Raw genomic sequence first — 18653 nt, 5'->3', positions numbered from 1 at the left:
GAATAAAACGGGTCAAAGCGAAAAATCTCGCTTGTTTTATTTTTTTATGGGCAAGAAAGTTACTTATTCTTTTCAACTCAAACGGAATAGGCATGTCCTGCCCTTTTTTGGGCTGGATTTGCCGTATTTATTTGAGCTACAAGAAGGTAACTTTCTTGTAGCTCTTTTTGTTTTTTCAACCAGGAGGGATGGATTCTATGTCAACAATCAAAGTAACCAACCTGACGTTTGCCTACGACGGCAGCTACGATAACATTTTCGAAAACGTCAATTTCCAGATCGATACCGATTGGAAGCTAGGCTTTACGGGAAGAAACGGCAGAGGCAAGACCACGTTTCTCAAGCTGCTGCTTGGTGAGTATGAATACAGCGGCACGATTTCCGCCAAGGTCGGCTTCGAATATTTTCCTTTCCAAGTGGAGCACAAGGAAAATCTAACGCTGGATATCATCGAGGAGATGGTTCCGGACTATCAGCTCTGGGAATTGATGCGCGAGCTGTCGCTGCTCCAGGTTTCGGAGGATGTTTTATACCGGCCGTTCGAATCCTTGTCCAATGGCGAGCAGACGAAGGTGCTGCTGGCGGCTTTGTTTCTCAAAGAAAATAGCTTTCTGCTCATCGATGAGCCTACGAATCATCTGGATTTGCATGCCAGGCGAATTGTCAGTCATTACTTGAAAAGCAAAAGCGGGTTTATTCTGGTGTCTCACGACCGGTCCTTCCTGGATCACTGCGTGGATCATGTCCTGTCCATCAACAAGACCGGCATCGAGATTCAACAAGGCAATTTCTCTGACTGGTGGGAAAACAAGCAGAGACAGGATCACTTCGAGCTGGCCGAGAACGAGAAGCTGAAGAAGGACATCAAACGGTTGTCGGATGCAGCGCAGCGCACGAGCAACTGGTCCCACGAAGTGGAGAAGACGAAGAACGGCACCAGAAATTCCGGCTCCAAGGTGGATAAAGGGTATATTGGCCATAAGGCAGCCAAAATGATGAAACGCTCTAAATCCATCGAGCAAAGACAGCAATCGGCGATTGAAGACAGGTCCAAGCTTCTTCATAATATCGAAACCTCGGAAGCCTTGAAGATTTCGCAGCTAGCTTTTCATAAACATCAACTGGTCGAGCTTGACCATGTCTCGATTGATTACGGGGAGAAGGAAGTTTGCCGCGATATCAGCTTTACGATTGAGCAGGGGGATCGAATTGCGCTTTCGGGTAAGAACGGCTCCGGCAAATCAAGTATCATCAAGCTCATCTGCGGTCAGAACATCCCCTATACGGGTACCTTCCGGAAGGGAAGTCAGCTGAAGATATCCTATGTTTCGCAGGATACTTCACAGTTACAGGGGAATTTAACGGACTACGCCAAGGAGCATGGGATTGATGAAAGTCTGTTCAAATCGATCCTAAGAAAACTCGATTTCTCCAGAATTCAATTCGAGAAGGACATTTCGGCTTATAGCGGCGGGCAGAAGAAAAAGGTACTGATTGCCAGAAGTCTATGTGAGAACGTACATTTGCATATATGGGATGAACCGTTGAATTTTATCGATATCATGTCCCGGATGCAGATCGAAGAGCTACTGCTTGAATACTCGCCCACGATTCTGTTTGTGGAGCATGACCGTGAGTTTTGCCAGAACATTGCAACCAAGGTTATTGAGCTCTAACTCATAACTTGAAGGAGGATGACGTGATGGAAGAAGTTGTCGATGATCAGGTGAGCCTGTCACTCCAGCAGATCGCTGACATGGTTCACCAAAAAATGAAGCAGGTGCCGGAGATGTATCCTTCTATATACAGAGACACCTAGCGAAGCTGTCTCATGGCTTTGTGTGATCCCTCCTATAGTTTGGATCAAGTAAAACGCAAAAGCTCCGGTAAATGGGTGTTTTTACGTTTTTCTCCGTGCTAGAGGGAGTATTCATGAAATCAAAATCGAAGTATGAAAAGATTCAGCAAATCTTATTGAGCCTGAAGCAGCCGGGTTATAGATATGCTCAAATCACAAACGCGGTGTTTAAGCACAAGATCGGTGAATTTGAACAGATGACGATGCTGCCTGCACGATTACGTGACGAATTGAGCCGTGAGCTTGGGCCTCAACTATCCAGCGTTACCCCGGTCGTAGAGCAGACATCAGAGCAAGTCAGCAAGATTTTGTTTGCGTTAGCAGATGGCGAGCGTATAGAGGCGGTGAGGTTAAGCTACAAAGGCGGGTGGGAGTCATACTGCATATCGTCTCAGTGCGGCTGCGGATTTGGCTGCCGATTTTGTGCGACCGGCACCATCGGCTTGAAGAGAAATCTGTCGGCCGATGAAATAACGGACCAGTTGCTGCATTTTCACTTGAGCGGCCATGCCCTGGACAGTGTTTCTTTCATGGGGATGGGAGAGGCACTTGCTAATCCTCACCTATTCGATGCGCTGGACATCCTGACGGACCCGCAGCTATTTGGCTTAGGCCACCGAAGAATTACGGTGTCTACCATAGGCATTCTGCCGGGCATACACAGATTGACGAAGGACTTCCCCCAAGTGAACCTAACCTTCTCGCTGCACTCGCCCTTCGATGTCCAACGTAGCGAGTTAATGCCTATTAATGACCACTTCCCGCTGCAGGAAGTGATGAGAGCACTGGACTCACATATCCAGCAAACAGGGAGAAAGGTGTACATCGCTTATATCCTGCTCAGGGGGATCAACGATACGGCCGGGCATGCGGAAGCTGTTGCTCATTTATTGCGTGGGAGAGGATCGTGGGAGCATCTCTACCATGTGAACTTAATCCCTTATAATTGGACCGAAGCGACGCCCCGAAGCTACAGACAATCTGATCGTCATCATGTCCGGATGTTCGTTCAACTGCTAAAGTCCAAGGGAATCCAGGTTACGGTCAGAACTCAATTCGGCTCCGAGATCGATGCAGCTTGCGGTCAGCTCTATGGCTCGGATGCATCACCCGACAACGCCTAGTTTATCCGATGGGACGGCTGGGCTTGACGCCAATTATTTAATGAACCATGATAGGCGGCAGTTTGGGTGGGATTCATTGGGGGCTGTCTCTAAACAAAGAGGCAGCCTCTTTGCATGTCTAGGAAGCGAAGTTATGTACATTAGTGTGAGAGGACGGAGCTTGTATCCCCGTCCTGCTCGATTGCTGGACTAGCAAGCCATACAGGTTCCGGTTATGTATGGCATATTAGCGTACTATTTCAGCTTGGCTTGCAGCAGCTCGACCAGCTGTTCGCTCGGATTTTTGCCGCCGGTGAATCCACCGCCGTTGCCGCCGCCGCGTTGGCCACGGTCTTGGCCGCCCTTGTCCTGCTGTCCGCTGGCGCCGTTACCGGCATTGGCATCGGTAGAATGAGGCTTGGCTGCATTCGCATCGCCTTGAGCCTGCCCTTGCTGGCGCTGGCCGCCTGGTCTCGGGCCGCCGCTGTTGCCGTCTTGCTTCAGTTTGTCCATTTGCTCTTTCATTTTGGCCGCGCTGTCGTCCAAGTATTTTTTCTGATCTGCCGTCAGCTTCTCGGTTAGCTTCGCGTGGGCGTCGCTGGTCAGCTCACCCTTAGTGATGCTATCCTGGACCACGGCCAGCATCGGCTGGGCTTCTTCCTTTGTGATGGCGAGTCCATCCGTTTTATCCATTCGGATAAGCGACTGGAAGGTTGTCATCATTTCCCGCTGCTGCTCATTCATCTGAGGCCTGTCCGGTTTGTTCTGTCCGGCGGAATCCGCTTGTGCGGCAGCTCCTTGGGTTGCTCCGTTTGACTTGGGGGTATCCTGAGTGGCCGCCTGTGTGCCACAGCCGCTCAACAAGAGAGTGAGCAGGACGCCGGCTGCTCCGATTTTTGTGTAATTCATCTTCCATCCTCCTGAATTCCTTCTACCCTTTCTTTTCATCGTATGGTACAAAGGGCAACAACAGTGTAAGGCGGTAAACTTAAGATGGCCTGAATCTAAGCTTAAAGGTTCCCTAATTGTTACGAGGCCTACCCATCTAGTGAACCTCTCGCCAGGTTATGACAATATAGAGGTGAATGGCCATTTGGAAAGGAGTAGCTACTTGGATATTGAAGAGTTAGACGAGCTCATCAAGCTGCATGGCCGAGCGATCTACGGATTTTGCAGCAAGCTTACGAGAAATAAGGCGGATACGGATGATCTTTATCAGGAAACGTTTCTAACTGCGATGGAAGTGTTGCACAAATTAGACGTGAATCATAATCCGAGGGGATTTCTGATTTCCATCGCGATCCGCTTACGCAACAACAACCGCCGGAAATTCGCCTGGAGGCAGAGAATTGCGCCTACCGCTGAGCTCAATGAGGACGTACACAAGATCTGTAAGTCTGAAGGAGAGGCAACGCCAGAGGAAGTCGTGCTGTCTCGAGAGCTTCGCGATGTGATCCAAGCTGCTGCAGACAAGCTGAACGACAAGCTGAAGATTCCGCTCTACATGTATTACACCGCAGAAATGTCCGTCGATGAGATCGCGTCCACCTTGAACATTCCGTCAGGTACCGTTAAAAGCAGACTTCATCAAGCGCGAAAGTCCATGAAACAAATATTGGAGGTGGAGTCCTATGAATGATTCCGAGAAATGGGATCGGGCGCTCACGCAAGCTCTATCGGCAGAGGAGCCTGAGGAAGCCTTGAACCACAGCATTCTCCAGCGGTATAAGGAGGGAAATCCATTGAAGCGAGTTTCCAGAAGGAGAAAGAAAATATCTGCAGGCTTGCTGGTTGCCCTATGCACGCTAGTCATGTCGATAACAGCCTTCGCGGCTGCGCAGCTATTTACTTCCAAGCAGGTGGCCGAGCACTTGGGAGAGAAGGCACTGGCCCAAGCGTTCGCAAGCAGCGAAGCCATCGAAATCAATCAATCCGTCGCATCAGGCGATTACCGCATCACCTTGCACGGGATCGTCTCGGGAGCGGGACTTCGCGATTGGGACGGGGGAGCACACGACATTCATCCTGAGAAAACCTATGCCGTCGTATCGATCGCCAGACAGGATGGAAGCTTCATGCCCCTTACGAGTGATCCTGAGTACGGGAAGGAGCCTTTCTTCGTCTCACCTCTGATTAGAGGCCAGAAGCCGTGGCAGGTAAACATCATGACGATGCATGGCGGTTACAGCGAGATGGTCGTGGACGGCATCATGTACAGGCTGATTGAATGCGACGGCATGGAAATGTTCGCCGACAGAGGGGTGTACCTGGCTGTCAGCAGCGGCGGCAGCTTCTTTGATCGGGAGGCATTTGCTTATGATGAACATACAGGGGACATTACCCTGAGGCCGGATTACAAGGGAGGAGTGGCGCTTCTCTTCGACCTTCCCTTGGACATGACAAAGGCCGACCATGCGAAGGCCGAAGCGTATCTGCAGCAGCTGCTGAAGGAGCCCTCGACGGAAAAAAATGCGGCTCTGGCTGCCTCTGCTGAAGATCCTGAACAGCAATTGAGGAACGAAATGGAAGAGCTGCGGAATAAAATTTCGTCCGGCACGGTCATCCCGGATTCCGTCAAAGAAGTAACCAAAGTTGGTCAAGGCAGATTTGAGTATGCGTATAACGATTGGAAGGTTAATCTCACGATCAGCGAGTTGTTTTCGGAGGGACAGACTGGTTTTTCGGATGCCGTTCACTTTAGCGGGAACGGTCGCCGCTACTGGGCGCTTCAATTCTCCAGGGATACTGAGGGGGTGATTACCGGCAGAATTGTCGAGCTGCCGGCAGAATAATCGAAAATCAAGCGGAGAAAACACGAACCGGCAAAAGCGATACCGCTTTTGCCGGTTTTTTCAGGCCGGAGTCAGATTACGCGTTAGAGCCTTCCTTTTTCAGTTGAAGAGGGGCGATCTCCCAGGTTTCATGAAGAAAACTGACGATTTTGTCCACTGATTTTTGTACAAGCGCCTCGCCTTTGTCGCGTGTCGCCCGGGAGGGATAGCCAATGACACCGGACTGGGTCTTGCTCGAAAGCCGGTCATACTTGATGATTTCCGGGAAGAGATCTGCATGGTCGGGTACTTCATCCTTCACCTGAGACTCATCGACCAGGTGAGGGTATAGATGTAGCAACACGGAGGTCCCTGCCTCGCCTGCATGCCCATGCGTCCAAGGTCCGGGCTCCAGGATCTGATCTTCCTGCGATTTGACCAATCGCCAGCCATCGATCTGAGCGAACCGGAGGTCGCTGACATTTCGATAAGGGTTAACCACCTGATTAATCAAGGGGACATTGCCGGCATGTCCGTTAATAAACAGAACTTGGGTAAAGCCCCACTTCACAAGACTGTCGAGCACATCTCCCAGATAAGCCTTGAAGCTTTCCGGCCGTATGGTGATCGTGCCCGGAAACTCACTGAGCACGGTGGAATCGCCGGCCTCCAGCGTCGGTCCTACGATGCCCCCGACACGTTCAGCCACCAGCTCGGCCAATTTTTCGGCCAGCAGCGTATCTGAACCGAGAGGCAGATGAGGGCCGTAAACTTCAATAGCGCCGGTCGGGATAATGACCAGGTCCGTATGTTTCTTATGCTCGACGAACGTCGTCCAGCTCATTTCTTTTAACCGTCTGGTTGTGGCCATGATTTCACTCCTCCTTGGGGTAGTGGACTGGTTGTTCTAAGGGTATAGATGGCAAGCGATATACCGGCCATCGACTTCCTTGAGCGCCGGTTGCTCGGTTCGGCAGATGCTCATACAGGCCTGGCACCGTGGATGAAACGCGCAGCCGGAAGGCGGGTCGGCCGGATTGGGCACATCTCCCTGCAGCACGATGCGCTCTTTTCGCAGGAGCGGATTCGGCTGAGGCGCAGCCGACAGGAGAGCCTGTGTGTAGGGATGCTTCGGAGCATCGAACAAATCCCGCTTAGCTCCCAGCTCTACAATCCGCCCGAGGTACATGACTCCGACACGGGTGCTGATATGCTTGACGACACTCAGGTCATGCGCGATAAACAAATACGTTAATTGAAATTGCTCCTGCAAATCCTGCATCAGGTTAATGATCTGGGACTGGATAGAAACATCCAATGCCGAAACCGGTTCGTCGGCTACAATGAGCTTGGGATTAAGCGCCAAAGCCCGGGCAATCCCAATACGCTGGCGCTGCCCTCCGCTGAACTCATGCCCGTACCGGTTCGCATAATGTCCACTCAGTCCCACAACCTCCAGCAATTCTTCCACACGCCTTGTCTTGGCCTTCCGTTGGAGAACCCGGTGGATGTCCAGCGGTTCGGAGACCAACTGCCCGACTGTAAAACGAGGGTCCAGGGAAGCAAAGGGATCCTGGAATACCATCTGCATGTCTTTGCGGATTTGCCGCAGCTCGCCAAAGGGCAGACCGACGAGATTGCGACCTTCGTAAAGCACCTCGCCCTCGGTCGGCTTCAGCAGCTGGAGCATCGTCCTTCCTGTGGTCGATTTGCCGCAGCCGCTTTCACCGACCAAGCCGAGCGTTTCGCCTGGGTAAATGGAGAAGTTCAATCCGTCCACCGCTTTGACATAGCCTGTTGTTCGGTTGAGAATCCCTTTTCGGATCGGAAAATATTTTTTTAAATTTCTAACCTCAAGTAAGGGCTGCTTCATGGTTATCCTCCTTGCCGGGGACCGTAAGCCAGCATCTGACGCTATGGTCCGGTGCGAGGGGCTCAAGCTCAGGCATCGTGGTCCTGCATAGATCCGTCGCATACTCGCAGCGAGGGGCGAAGCTGCAGCCTTGCTTCAGGCTGCCCGGGGCCGGTACGCTTCCCTTGATCGAGTATAACCGCCGTTCATCCGTCTCGAGTGTCGGCATAGACCGGATTAATCCTTGCGTGTACGGGTGCCTGGCACTCGCAAACAAGGTCTGGACGTCGCAGGCTTCGACCACTTTCCCGCCATACATCACGACTACGCGATCACACATCTCGGCGACAACGCCCAGATCATGCGTAATCAGTAGAATAGAAGTTCCGTGGCTTTCCCTGATGGTTCTCATCAAATCCAAGATTTGCGCTTGAATCGTCACATCCAGCGCGGTTGTCGGTTCGTCCGCGATCAGCAGCTTGGGATTGCAGGCCATAGCCATGGCGATCATTACCCTCTGCCGCATCCCGCCGGACAAGCGGTGGGGGTACTCATCCACGATTTGTTCCGCGCGCGGGATACCGACCAGCTTCAGCATGTCAACGGCTCGTTCTCGGGCACGGGACCTGCTGTATTTCATATGAATCCTGACCGCCTCGCCGATTTGCTCCCCGATCGTAAATACCGGATTCAGCGAACTCATCGGCTCCTGGAAAATCATCGCCATCTCGTTGCCCCGGATTTCACGCATCTGCTTGTCGGACAAAGACAAGATATCCTTATCGTCAAAGGTAATCTTGCCCTCAACGATTTTTCCGGATGTCAGCCTCATCGCCGTCAGGGAGGTCACGCTTTTGCCTGATCCGGACTCCCCGACGATGCCTACGGTTTCTCCCTCATGAATAACCAAATCGATCCCATCCACGGCGGGAACGGTGCCATGCTCGGTGTAAAAGTACGTTTTGACGCCTTCCAGTTCAAGCAGCTTACGTGCCAAAAGCACTTCCTCCTCGTTAGAGCTTCATTTTCGGATCAAGCGCATCCCGCAGACCATCGCCAAGCAGATTGAACCCCAGGACAACGTACATAATCGCTAATCCGGGGATCAGGCTGATATGAGGCGCAGATCGCAGAAATTCCCTTCCCGTGTTGAGCATCATGCCCCATTCGGGAGTGGGGGGCTGAGCGCCCATGCCGAGAAAGCTTAGACCCGATGCCGAGAGGATCGCAGTGGCGATGCGCAAGGAGGACAGCACAATCATCGGAGCCAGGCTGTTCGGCAGCACATGATTGAAAATAATGCGCATATGGCCGGAGCCCATGGATTTGGCTGCCTCGATAAACTCCTTTTGATTCAGCGATAGGACGGAGCTGCGGCAGATGCGGGCAAAGGAAGGCACGGAGAAAATACCGATGGCGATCATCAAATTCGTCATGCCGGGTCCTAATACGCTCACAATGGCGAGCGCCAGCAAAAAACCTGGGAATGCCATGAGAATATCCATAATCCGCATGATAATCATGTCCGCCGCACCGCCGAAATAGCCGGAAATCGTACCGAGTGCCATGCCCAGGATCAGAGAGACCAGCATGCCGACAATACCGATCATGAGCGAGATCTGCGCGCCGTACATCATACGCGACAGGATATCACGTCCGTATTCGTCCGTGCCTAATAGATAGTGGAACGAAGGCGGCTTCAAGAGCATGTCCATGTTTTGCTCCAACGGATCGTAAGGGGCGATCCACTTGGCGAATACCGCGACCAGGATGAATACGGACACCATCCAGAAGCCGACCATCGCTTTTTTATTTTGGCGCAGCCGGCCTGCTGCCTTCATCCATCCCGGGCGTCCCGATAGGAGAGGCCTATCCTCGGAACGGGGAGCGGAGGGGGCTGCGATCTGAGGCTCTTGCATGAGCTACGCCCCTTTCCGTTCATAGCGGATGGTAGGATCTACAGCCGCATAGCATAAATCAACGATCAAGTTAATCACGACAAAGATCGAAGCTACAAACAGAACGCTACCTTGTACGGCCGAGTAATCCCGAAATTGAATAGATTGAATGATGTACCGGCCCAGTCCATTCATGGAGAATACCGTCTCGGTTAAGACAGCCCCTCCGAGCAAGCTTCCGAATTCAAGCCCGATCACGGTAATGATCGGGACAAGCGCATTTTTAAGCACATGCTTGTAAATCACGAGCCGTTCCTTGACTCCCTTGGCTCGTGCGGTCCGGATATAATCCTGATGGATCACCTCGAGCATACTGGATCGGGTAAGCCGGGCCAGCACGGCGGAGGACGAGACACCGAGCACGAGAGACGGGAGAATAAAATGCTTAAATTGGCTGCTGCCGCCGGATGGAAGAATCGGGAAATAATACGAGAAAACAAGAATAAGAATAATACCCAGCCAAAACACGGGCATCGATATACCGATTAGCGAGAACAGCATGGCTGCGTGGTCCCTGCCTCCGTTGGGTTTAGTGACCGCCACGATACCGGCCAATAATCCGATGATGATGGTCACTATAGTGGACATCACCGTCAGTTGGATCGTACTGGGGAATCTCGTCATAATTTCTTGAAGCACAGGTCGTTCCGTTTTTAACGAAATCCCCAAATCTCCCCGAAGCAGGTGGGACAGATAGTTCCAATATTGCTCATACAGGGGCATATCAAGCCCCAGCCGTTCTCTGACGATGTCAACCTCACCCGGACTTGCATCCATCCCGGCGATCAGATGGGCAGGGTCGCCGGGGATCAGATGAATCAGGGTAAAGCAAAAGATAGAAACCCCCAGCAAGGTTGGAATGATCTGCAGGATCCGTTTTCCTATGTAACTATACAAGCTGCGCCACCTCCTTGGTCCCGAATCCCGCCAGCTCCGTGCTTACTGAACCTTCACATTGCGCAAATCCCAGAAGAGCGTCGGAAGGAAGGTAATGCCTTGGACTTTCTTGGATAATCCGACATATGCCAAATCTTCATGCAGAGGAATCCACGGAGCGTCTTCCTTGACGATTTTTTGCACAGTGGCGTATAGTTTTTGCCGTTCTTCTTTGTTGACCTGTTCTCCGCTTTCCTTCAGCAGTTTGTCTACCTCCGGATTCGTGTAGTGAGCATAATTGGAAGTACTGGTCGAGAAGAAGCTGTCCCGAAGCAAAGTATCCGCATCCCCTGTTGTGGAGGAGGCTCCCCTTACGAATAAATCATAATTTTTAGGATCTTTGAGAGCTTCGAGATAAGCGCCTAATTCAAGCACCTTCAGTTCGGCCTTGAAGCCTATCTTTTGCAGACTGTTCTGAACAAATTCTGCGGCAGGCCGGTCTTGAACGGTGTTGCCTGCCAAAATAATGCGCAGCGGCGTGCCTGGCTTCACACCGGCCTCCTGCAGCCATTGATTGGCTTGCTCCGGACTAAACGTATATTGGCCCACGTTGCTATAGCCGAATGTATGTTGAGCGATGAAGGAAGTTGCCGGCTTGACGCGTCCCTCATACAGCTTATTGATCAACGTATCCCGATCGATCGCTGCATTTAACGCCTTGCGAACCTTGACATCGTTAAACGGAGCATTGGTCGTGTTAATTCCGATATACAATACACGATTGGTCAGTCTGGAATGGACCGTCAGCGAGCTGTTTTTTTCCAGTCTTGCGACCTCAGAATTCGGAACCTTCTCGATGACATCGGCTTCTCCGGATTCTAGCATAATGACGCGCGCCGAATTCTCGGGAACCGTCCGGAACGTAACCGAGCTTACCTGCTGCTTATCCCCCCAATAATGCGGGTTCGGTTCAAGCACGAGCTCATTCCCTGGCGTCCATGCTTTCAATTGGAAAGGACCGGTGCCTACCGGGTTTTTGGAGATTCCCGCTTCATTTTCTTTAATGGATTTGGGACTCAGGATGCCGCTGGGGGACACGGCAAGATTATTTAACAAAGCGGCTTGCGGAGCCTTCAGATGAAAGACGACTTCCGATTCGCCATTGGTCGTTATGCTGTCGATGAACTGTCCTACGAGCGTATATTGGGACAGTTTTTTGCTTTTATCCGCAACGCGCTCAAAGCTGGTCTTGACGGCTTCGGCATTCAGCGGTGTACCATCCTGAAACTTCACTCCTTTGCGCAGCTGGAACGTCCATTCCTTGCCGTCCTTGGAATGGGTCCAGCTTTCCGCTAATTGGGGAACGATGTCCAGCTTGTCGTTAAACGTAACGAGCCGGTCAAAGATTTGATACGTCACCAGAGAGGAAATGGAATCCGAAGCATTCTGCGGATCCAGGCTTGTTGCATCTCCGGTCAAAGCAATGGTCAGAGGCTTGGCCTTCACGGCCTCTGCCGCTTTCCCTGAAGCGGGAGACGACGAAGGAGTGGATGCGGCATTTGGAGAGCTGCAGGCGGATAAAAGCAAGGACATGGCGAGCGCGATCTGGCCGGCCATGCTCCATCGAAGTTTTCTATTCATATGAAATCCTCCCTTGTCTATGTACAACACAGTAGCGTGATTAGGTTTACTTCAATCTGGTTATAGGTCGTAGCCCAATTCCTTCCTGCGGATAGCTTCTTTGGCCTGTTTGTCCAGCGCCACGCTCCCGATGTCATGGGCATCTCTTGGGTTAATGACGAATATCCCATCATCATCGCCCACGATCAAATCACCGGGATGAATGCTTACCCCGCCGATGCTAACCGTCGTGTTCACTTCCCCCTCCAGCTGCAGAGAACGGGTCGTTAATGCGCTGATTCCCTTCGCAAATACCGGAAATCCGACCTTCTCAATGGCGCGAACATCCGTTACGCAGCCCGAAATCACAGCGCCGGCAACCTGCTTGCTTATCGCTGCGTAGGTGATAAACTCACCCCAGCAAGCCCGATCTTCATCCCCGGACATATCCACGACGATCACATCATGAGGCTGGGCAAGCTCTAAAGCATGACGTATAGCCGTCGAATCGATATGAGGAATGCGTACCGTCAGAGCATTACCTAGGATGCGGAGGGGTCTTGCCAACGGCTGCAGCCCTTTGACAAATCCGAAGTCAGTCAGATGTCCGATCGTGGACGGGCTAATCTCGCGGTACAAGTCCAGCAATGGCTGTGTGACGCCTTCTACTCTCGGTTGAACGTTAAACATGAGTCTCGCTCCCAACCTTCGCATGGTATAGTTCGGGTCTCAAGTGCACGTGGGACGGAAGCTTCGTCCGAACTTCCTGCACCCGGTCCAGGTCGATGCGGTAAGGAATCAAGGACTCCGTTTCATCCCCTTGCGCCACAGCCACGCCCATCGGGTCTACAATAAGACTTTGTCCAATATAGAAATCATTGACCTGGTTGCACGCGACGACGAAAGCGGTGTTCTCCAGCGCTCGGGTGGTCACCAGATGGAGCCAATGCTTTTCTTTGAGCGGACCCCGGACCCAGCCAGATGGCACGATGATTACATCGGCTCCATGTACCGCTTGGTAGCGGGATATCTCCGGAAATCGCAGCTCATAGCAGACCAGCAGCCCGATCGTGCCGAATGGTGTCTTAACTGGGTGGAACAATGAATCTCCAGGCTTAATACTGACAGATTCCTTGGCCCCGAATGCATCGTATAGATGCGTCTTCCGATATGTGCTCACAATCTCTCCGGCCGCATCCACAATGACTACAGAATTATAAACTCGGTCATCCTGTGGATCCTCGGAGGGCTCTCTCATCCCGAAAATCGTCCAAACGCCGTATTTCCTGGACAACTCCCTCATGCCCGTTACAAAAAGGCCGTCCAGTTTCTCCGCGTCCTGCAGCTTGACCTCTCGTGGCGTCCCTACGGCAAAATAGCTCATAAAAACCTCGGGAAAAACGACAATATCCGCGTGATGGACCCCCACAGCTTCACTTAGTGCTTGTTCCGCCTTGTTCAGGTTAACCTGCTTGTCGTCCGTCGACCCTAGCTGGGCCATAACTAGTTGAAATGACATGATGCTTCCTCCCTATTTAATCCCTCTACGAATAAATATAATTAATTCTATGCGAAATATAGGGATTAATGTCGTAATAGTAACACTGCCGCTTTGAAATAGTCAATAAACGGTAAAATAGATAAATTCAATCAATTGATAGAAAACTTTAATTTAAAGCATTTCTTATTCAGCAGCAGGTTTGACTGGGTTTCCTGGTGTAAGCTCGATCCAAGCAGTACAAAAATACTAATTATACAGGTAGTTAAATTTATGGTAAATTATGTTGCCTTCTTTCTGGGAATATAATATACTTTATCTCGAACTTGGAAAGCGGCAATTTGTCATTTTTTGCCGAAATATAGTTCTCTTGCAAACTAAATAGTCAGGCAAACCTATTGAAAGATAGGGACGCAAAGCTATAGGGACTTCATCCCCCAGGATAAGTCAGCCAGTTGCATGGTCGTAATTGGTGAAGTGTGGGCATTCCGTCCCATGTTCACCTTTTTTTATTATTCGGGTAGACCGTGACTAATAGAGAGGAGAGAGAGCCATGACAGAGAGAAGTCTTGCGACTGTACAGCAGTTATTCCCAAGTGAGGATGGCAACCCGCAGGGGCGCCACATGCTTCTGGAGCTGATCGAACAAATTATCAAAGGGGTGGATGAACTCAAAAATCCCGACGGAGTTAATTTGAAAGGAGATAAATCACGAGCCGGAAACTTCTACAATGATCTCATTCGAAGCAGCTCGATTCCAGCGGATAGCATACCTTTGGAGCAAGTCAATACCGAGCTTTTGAAATTGCTGCATAACCACCCGTATCACACGAAATATTTTTTGACGAATATATTGCCGATGGCGAGCACCCCCGGAATTCTGGGCATGATTGCGGCATTTATGGTAAACGGAAATAATCTATGGGACGTGTACGGGCCTGCCGGAGCTGAAGCGGAAGTGAAAGTCATCAGCATGATGTCCAAGCTCATCGGGTACGATGCACTGAAAAGCGGGGGCTACACGACCTGGGGCGGGCAAGGGGCCGTATTCTCAGGCTTGCGGCTTGCGATAGCTAAAGTTGCTCCCGATGCTTTACGCAAAGGCGTTCCTGATCACTTGTATGCGTTCTGCTCCGACTCGGCCCATTACAGCTTGTTCAAATCGATGGAAGCGTGCGGGATTGGCAGCGACAACCTGATCAAGGTCCGTACGACAACCGATAGCTCCATGGATGTGAACGATTTGCGCCGCAAAATGGAGGAGGTCATCGCACGGGGCGGCATCCCGGTTTACATCGTGGCGACGACAGGAACGACGGATGCGATGGGCATAGACGATGTGGAGCACATCTACGCGGCTTCTGCGGAAGTAGCGCTCAGGTACGGGTTGCGCCGACCGCATATTCATGCGGATTCCGCGCTGGGCGGATTCTTTGCGTTCTTTAACGACTACGATTTTGAAGCCAATCCCCTGGAACTGAAGCCCGATGTGGCACAGGCACTGCATGCCATTGGGAGCAGGATGAGACATTTGCATTATGCGGATTCGCTTTGCTTCGATTTTCAGAAGCTCGGGCAGACTCCATACTTGACAAGCTTATTCCTGGTTAAGGATGCCGCGGACCTTAGGCTCGTCGATTTGCATCCGGATGAAACGCCTTATGTCGGACATCGGGGATATGGAGACTATCATACCGGATACACGCTGGAATGCTCGCGTATGGCCAGCTCCATCAGCATCTACAGCGCTCTGCTGGCGTTCGGCATGCAAGGCTATCAGCGGCTGCTGGCTCAATTGGTCGAGGTGAATCTGGCGTTCCGGGAAGCCCTGATCCGGCAAATTCCTCAGATCGAGATCGCGAATCCCGACAATCCCGGGATCGTTACGCTATTCCGGATTTATCCGGATAGTCGGCCAGGCTTTCAGTCGGAAGTTTCGGGGAGATGCACTCTTCAGGAAATCGATAGAAACAACCGGTTTAACGAGCGGTTGTTTGAAATCCTGGGACGTGGACGCGACCGGATCTTTTTCGGCGATACGAAGAAGCATCTGATGGTGCCGACCGTGGATGGAGGTCCTGTTGCTTTATATGCGACCAAGATTTTCGTCATCTCTCCATATACGGAGACGAGGCATGTTCACGATATTGTTGAGTATTTGAAGGAACACATCGCACAGGTTTATGAAGAATATGCCCAAGCACCTATGACAAGCGGGAGGTAATGAGTTGCTACAGCAAGGTCAGACTACGATAGGGAACAGGTTTCGCGGGCGGATCTCGGTGAAGATAATGAGCAGCATTCTACTATTGGTGCTGCTAATCTGCGCCGTCTTTTCCGTGTCCGAATTTATGATCAGCAAACAGCTGACAGACAAGCTGGAGGATCAATTCGACTTAAGACTCACAACATCGATCCAATCGGTTTCGCAATATTTGACTTCCATTCCAGAGCACGCGTATGAGATTACGGGTAAAAGCCACCCGGCGTATACCAAGATCAAGAAGCAGCTGGAGCAAATCAAGACCGATCATACGCTGGAGAATGTATATATCCTGACAGTAGCCCAAGGCAAAGAGCAGATCCTGATCTTAACCGGCGTGGATGATGATTATGGCTCGGATTATACGTTTTCGCCAGAGATGAAAGCCACGATTCAGGATAACAAACAGATGTTCAGTACGATTTACCAAGATGAATACGGCGTTCATAAATCGATCTTCGTGCCACTCCAAGACGGCAAAGGACAAAATATAGGTCTGGCGGGCATCGATCTTGATGCTTCCATCGTACCGAAAACGAAGCAGGACATGTTCTGGACGACCTTCGTGATCATGGTGATTGTATTGGCCGTGGGCAGCCTGATGGCTTATTTCATCAGCCGCAGTGTGACGAAACCGGTCATCCGCCTGATGAAGGCGACGGAGAAGGTCGCAGCTGGAGATTTGACCGAGCAGGTCTCGATCCGGCGAACGGACGAAATTGGCAAGCTGGCGTACGCTTTTGCCGATATGCGCCAAAATCTGGAGGCGCTGATCCGGCAAATCTCGTCATCGTCTCAGATCATCACGAGTACAAGTGAGCAACTGTACCACTCCTCGGACGAGATGAGCTCAAGCTCCCAACAGGTTGCCGCCTCGATGAACAGTATGAACGAAGGAGTTGCCGAGGTGGTTTCCTCCATTTCTGAGAGCACTTCCTCGATTATCGAGGTGAACGCGGACTTGACAGAGGTCACGACCGAGGTCAGGAAGATGCAGGAGATGGCACACACTGTCGGGACGCAGTCGGCAGACGGACAGCAATTGGTGGAGAAGACGCTGCATCAGATGAACGTCATTCAGCAAGAAATGAAGCAGTCCCAGGAGGCAGCGCTGCAGCTCGGAAGCCGCTCCAAAGAGATCGGGGAAATTATTCATATCATTACAGAGATTGCCCAGCAGACGAACTTGCTCGCGTTGAACGCTTCTATTGAAGCGGCGCGGGTCGGCGAGCAGGGGAAGGGATTTGCCGTAGTGGCGGGCGAAGTCAAGAAGCTGGCCGAGCAGTCGACGAGAGCTACAAGCTCGATCACCGAGCTCATCTCCGGCACACAAAGCGATAGCGAGCTCGTGCTGCAGAGCATCACCGAGGGCTACCAGGCGGTGGAGCAGGGGCAAGTCTGGATCAGTGAAATGTATGAGAATTTCAAGGTTATTTTCAATGGCATTTCCGCTTTCTCCAGCCGGATGGATCATCTGCAGACCGCGCTCGTCAAAGCCGATAGATCGTTCGAAACGATTACCAATTCGATGCAAAAAATTTCGGGCGTCACACAGGAGCAATCGGCCGGGTACGAGGAAGTGGCTGCCGCCATCCAAGAACAAAGCGCGACCATGCAGGAGATCACCACGGCTATACGCAACATGTCCGATATGGCCATTGAGCTGCAGAGCTCCGTTCAGAAGTTTAAGGTTTTGGATTAAGTCATCACCCCTTGAACCAAGAAAAGTCGACCCTTGAACAGGGTCGACTTTTTGCTGAAGTTTTTTATTTAATGGAGGCTTCGTAGATATCCTGCACCGTGCGGGATAGCAGCGCGTCGAATTCTGCGTCGCTTTGCCCGTCGCTGAGGCCCTCGGACAAGGCGCGCGAGAAGCTGGCGATCAAGCCATGGTTGCGAGCGAGCTTGGCGTTGGCTTCCTCTTGGGAATAGCCGCCCGACAAGGCTACAATACGGACGACATGCGGCTCGTCCATCAAGTCGCGGTAGAAATTATCTTCTGTCGGGATCGAGAGCTTGAGCATGACCTTGACGTCAGGGCCGAGAGCGGCCAACTGGGAGAACAGCTCGTCCTTCAGCAACTTCTCCGAAGCAGCCTTATCCGGGCTGTCGATATCGACTTCCGGCTCGATGATCGGCACGAGTCCGAACGCGGCGATCTGCTTGCCGATGGCGAATTGCTGCTCGACGACTTGCCGGATGCCCTCTGGATTAGCTTCCTTGATGACCGAGCGCATCTTCGTCCCGAAGATGTTCCGTTCGACGGCACGCTTCAGCAGGTCCTCCAAGTCCGGAATAGGCTTCAAGAGCTGAACCCCATCCTGCAGTTCGGCTAGTCCCTTGTCTACCTTCAGAAAAGGCACGATGCCCTTCTTCTCCCAAAGGTAATCAGCCGTCAACTGCCCGTCGATGGAACGGTCCATCGTATTTTCAAATAAAATCGCACCCAAAATGTGCTTGGCATCGAACGCGGGGCTCTTGATAATACGCGTCCTCATCTCGTGCACCAGGGTGTACATTTCTTCTTCGTTGGAATAGCGGTCTTCTTGAATGCCATACTGCAGCAGTGCTTTAGGAGTACTTCCGCCGCTTTGGTCCAAGGCTGCGATAAAGCCCTCTCCCGTGCGGATTTGATCCAATTGCTTGGTATTCATATGTGTTTCTCCTTCCCATGAATGGACTGAATGGCATTCTTCTATTATAGCACTTTTATGGGTAAATCCATACACGTTTACAAGACTGCTGCCAGTCCTGGCTAACAGCTCGTCCATTCATACGCTCATCAGCTCATTTAAAAATCAACCGCCGCCCTCAACCGGACGGTTGATTTATTTATGCCTCGGCTGCCGTACCA

General features: G+C 51.5%; 16 protein-coding genes and 1 riboswitch. Of the genes, 6 read left to right on the top strand and 10 right to left on the bottom strand.

The window, feature by feature from the left end; all coding sequences use genetic code 11:
* Positions 1 to 197 precede the first annotated feature (197 nt).
* Positions 198 to 1676 carry an Lsa family ABC-F type ribosomal protection protein gene (locus tag WMW72_RS02095; RefSeq protein ID WP_341413745.1) on the top strand — a complete coding sequence of 493 codons (1479 nt, stop codon included), beginning with the start codon at positions 198 to 200 and terminating at the stop codon, positions 1674 to 1676.
* Positions 1677 to 1932: 256 nt separating this feature from the next.
* On the top strand, positions 1933 to 2982 hold the full coding sequence (locus WMW72_RS02090) for a Cfr family 23S rRNA (adenine(2503)-C(8))-methyltransferase (RefSeq protein ID WP_341413744.1): 1050 nt from the start codon (positions 1933 to 1935) through the stop codon (positions 2980 to 2982).
* A gap of 234 nt (positions 2983 to 3216) precedes the next feature.
* Here the strand turns inward: WMW72_RS02090 and WMW72_RS02085 are convergent, their stop codons facing one another.
* Positions 3217 to 3870: a hypothetical protein gene (locus tag WMW72_RS02085; RefSeq protein WP_341413743.1), complete on the bottom strand. Its 654-nt coding sequence runs from the start codon at positions 3868 to 3870 to the stop codon at positions 3217 to 3219.
* A 202-nt stretch (positions 3871 to 4072) separates the two neighbouring features.
* Here WMW72_RS02085 and WMW72_RS02080 point away from each other — a divergent pair, with 202 nt between their 5' ends.
* Entirely contained in the window at positions 4073 to 4600 is a 528-nt protein-coding gene (locus WMW72_RS02080) for an RNA polymerase sigma factor (RefSeq protein ID WP_341413742.1), read from the top strand.
* Positions 4593 to 5753, top strand: coding sequence for a hypothetical protein (locus tag WMW72_RS02075; RefSeq protein ID WP_341413741.1), 1161 nt, complete (start codon positions 4593 to 4595; stop codon positions 5751 to 5753). Before WMW72_RS02080 ends, WMW72_RS02075 begins: the two co-directional genes overlap by 8 nt.
* 76 nt (positions 5754 to 5829) lie before the next feature.
* On the opposite strand, the gene WMW72_RS02070 is transcribed toward WMW72_RS02075, so the two are convergent.
* Genes WMW72_RS02070 through WMW72_RS02035 form a run of 8 tightly spaced genes read right to left on the bottom strand, consistent with a single transcriptional unit; the run spans position 5830 to position 13557 of the window.
* Positions 5830 to 6603, bottom strand: a complete 774-nt coding sequence (locus WMW72_RS02070) for a creatininase family protein (RefSeq protein WP_341413740.1) — start codon at positions 6601 to 6603, stop codon at positions 5830 to 5832.
* A 36-nt stretch (positions 6604 to 6639) separates the two neighbouring features.
* Positions 6640 to 7605: an ABC transporter ATP-binding protein gene (locus WMW72_RS02065; RefSeq protein WP_341413739.1), complete on the bottom strand. Its 966-nt coding sequence runs from the start codon at positions 7603 to 7605 to the stop codon at positions 6640 to 6642.
* Positions 7586 to 8581, bottom strand: coding sequence for an ABC transporter ATP-binding protein (locus WMW72_RS02060; protein WP_341413738.1), 996 nt, complete (start codon positions 8579 to 8581; stop codon positions 7586 to 7588). Before WMW72_RS02060 ends, WMW72_RS02065 begins: the two co-directional genes overlap by 20 nt.
* Before the next feature lie 16 nt (positions 8582 to 8597).
* Entirely contained in the window at positions 8598 to 9503 is a 906-nt protein-coding gene (nikC, locus tag WMW72_RS02055) for a nickel transporter permease (RefSeq protein WP_341413737.1), read from the bottom strand.
* 3 nt (positions 9504 to 9506) lie between these two features.
* Entirely contained in the window at positions 9507 to 10439 is a 933-nt protein-coding gene (locus WMW72_RS02050; RefSeq protein WP_341413736.1) for an ABC transporter permease, read from the bottom strand.
* A gap of 42 nt (positions 10440 to 10481) precedes the next feature.
* Complete coding sequence (locus WMW72_RS02045) at positions 10482 to 12059, bottom strand: ABC transporter substrate-binding protein (RefSeq protein ID WP_341413735.1); 1578 nt, start codon at positions 12057 to 12059, stop codon at positions 10482 to 10484.
* 60 nt (positions 12060 to 12119) lie between these two features.
* Entirely contained in the window at positions 12120 to 12728 is a 609-nt protein-coding gene (locus WMW72_RS02040; RefSeq protein ID WP_341413734.1) for an RraA family protein, read from the bottom strand.
* Entirely contained in the window at positions 12721 to 13557 is an 837-nt protein-coding gene (locus WMW72_RS02035; RefSeq protein ID WP_341413733.1) for a carbon-nitrogen hydrolase family protein, read from the bottom strand. The genes WMW72_RS02040 and WMW72_RS02035 overlap by 8 nt, the downstream gene beginning before the upstream one ends.
* Before the next feature lie 357 nt (positions 13558 to 13914).
* Positions 13915 to 13999, top strand: a riboswitch (cyclic di-GMP riboswitch).
* A 90-nt stretch (positions 14000 to 14089) separates the two neighbouring features.
* On the opposite strand from WMW72_RS02035, the gene WMW72_RS02030 reads away from it, so the two are divergent.
* Both WMW72_RS02030 and WMW72_RS02025 read left to right on the top strand, forming a co-directional pair.
* Positions 14090 to 15760 (top strand): pyridoxal phosphate-dependent decarboxylase family protein, encoded by a 1671-nt coding sequence (locus tag WMW72_RS02030; protein ID WP_341413732.1) that lies wholly within the window; start codon positions 14090 to 14092, stop codon positions 15758 to 15760.
* 67 nt (positions 15761 to 15827) lie between these two features.
* Positions 15828 to 17501 (top strand): methyl-accepting chemotaxis protein, encoded by a 1674-nt coding sequence (locus WMW72_RS02025; protein ID WP_341413731.1) that lies wholly within the window; start codon positions 15828 to 15830, stop codon positions 17499 to 17501.
* 64 nt (positions 17502 to 17565) lie between these two features.
* Here WMW72_RS02025 and WMW72_RS02020 read toward each other — a convergent pair whose 3' ends face one another.
* Positions 17566 to 18453 carry a fructose bisphosphate aldolase gene (locus WMW72_RS02020; RefSeq protein ID WP_341413730.1) on the bottom strand — a complete coding sequence of 296 codons (888 nt, stop codon included), beginning with the start codon at positions 18451 to 18453 and terminating at the stop codon, positions 17566 to 17568.
* Positions 18454 to 18653 lie beyond the last annotated feature (200 nt).

Source organism: Paenibacillus filicis (assembly GCF_038070315.1).
Lineage (GTDB): Bacteria > Bacillota > Bacilli > Paenibacillales > NBRC-103111 > Paenibacillus_G > Paenibacillus_G filicis.
Note: the sequence above shows the minus strand (reverse complement) of the source record. Positions and strands in the feature narration are given on the sequence as shown.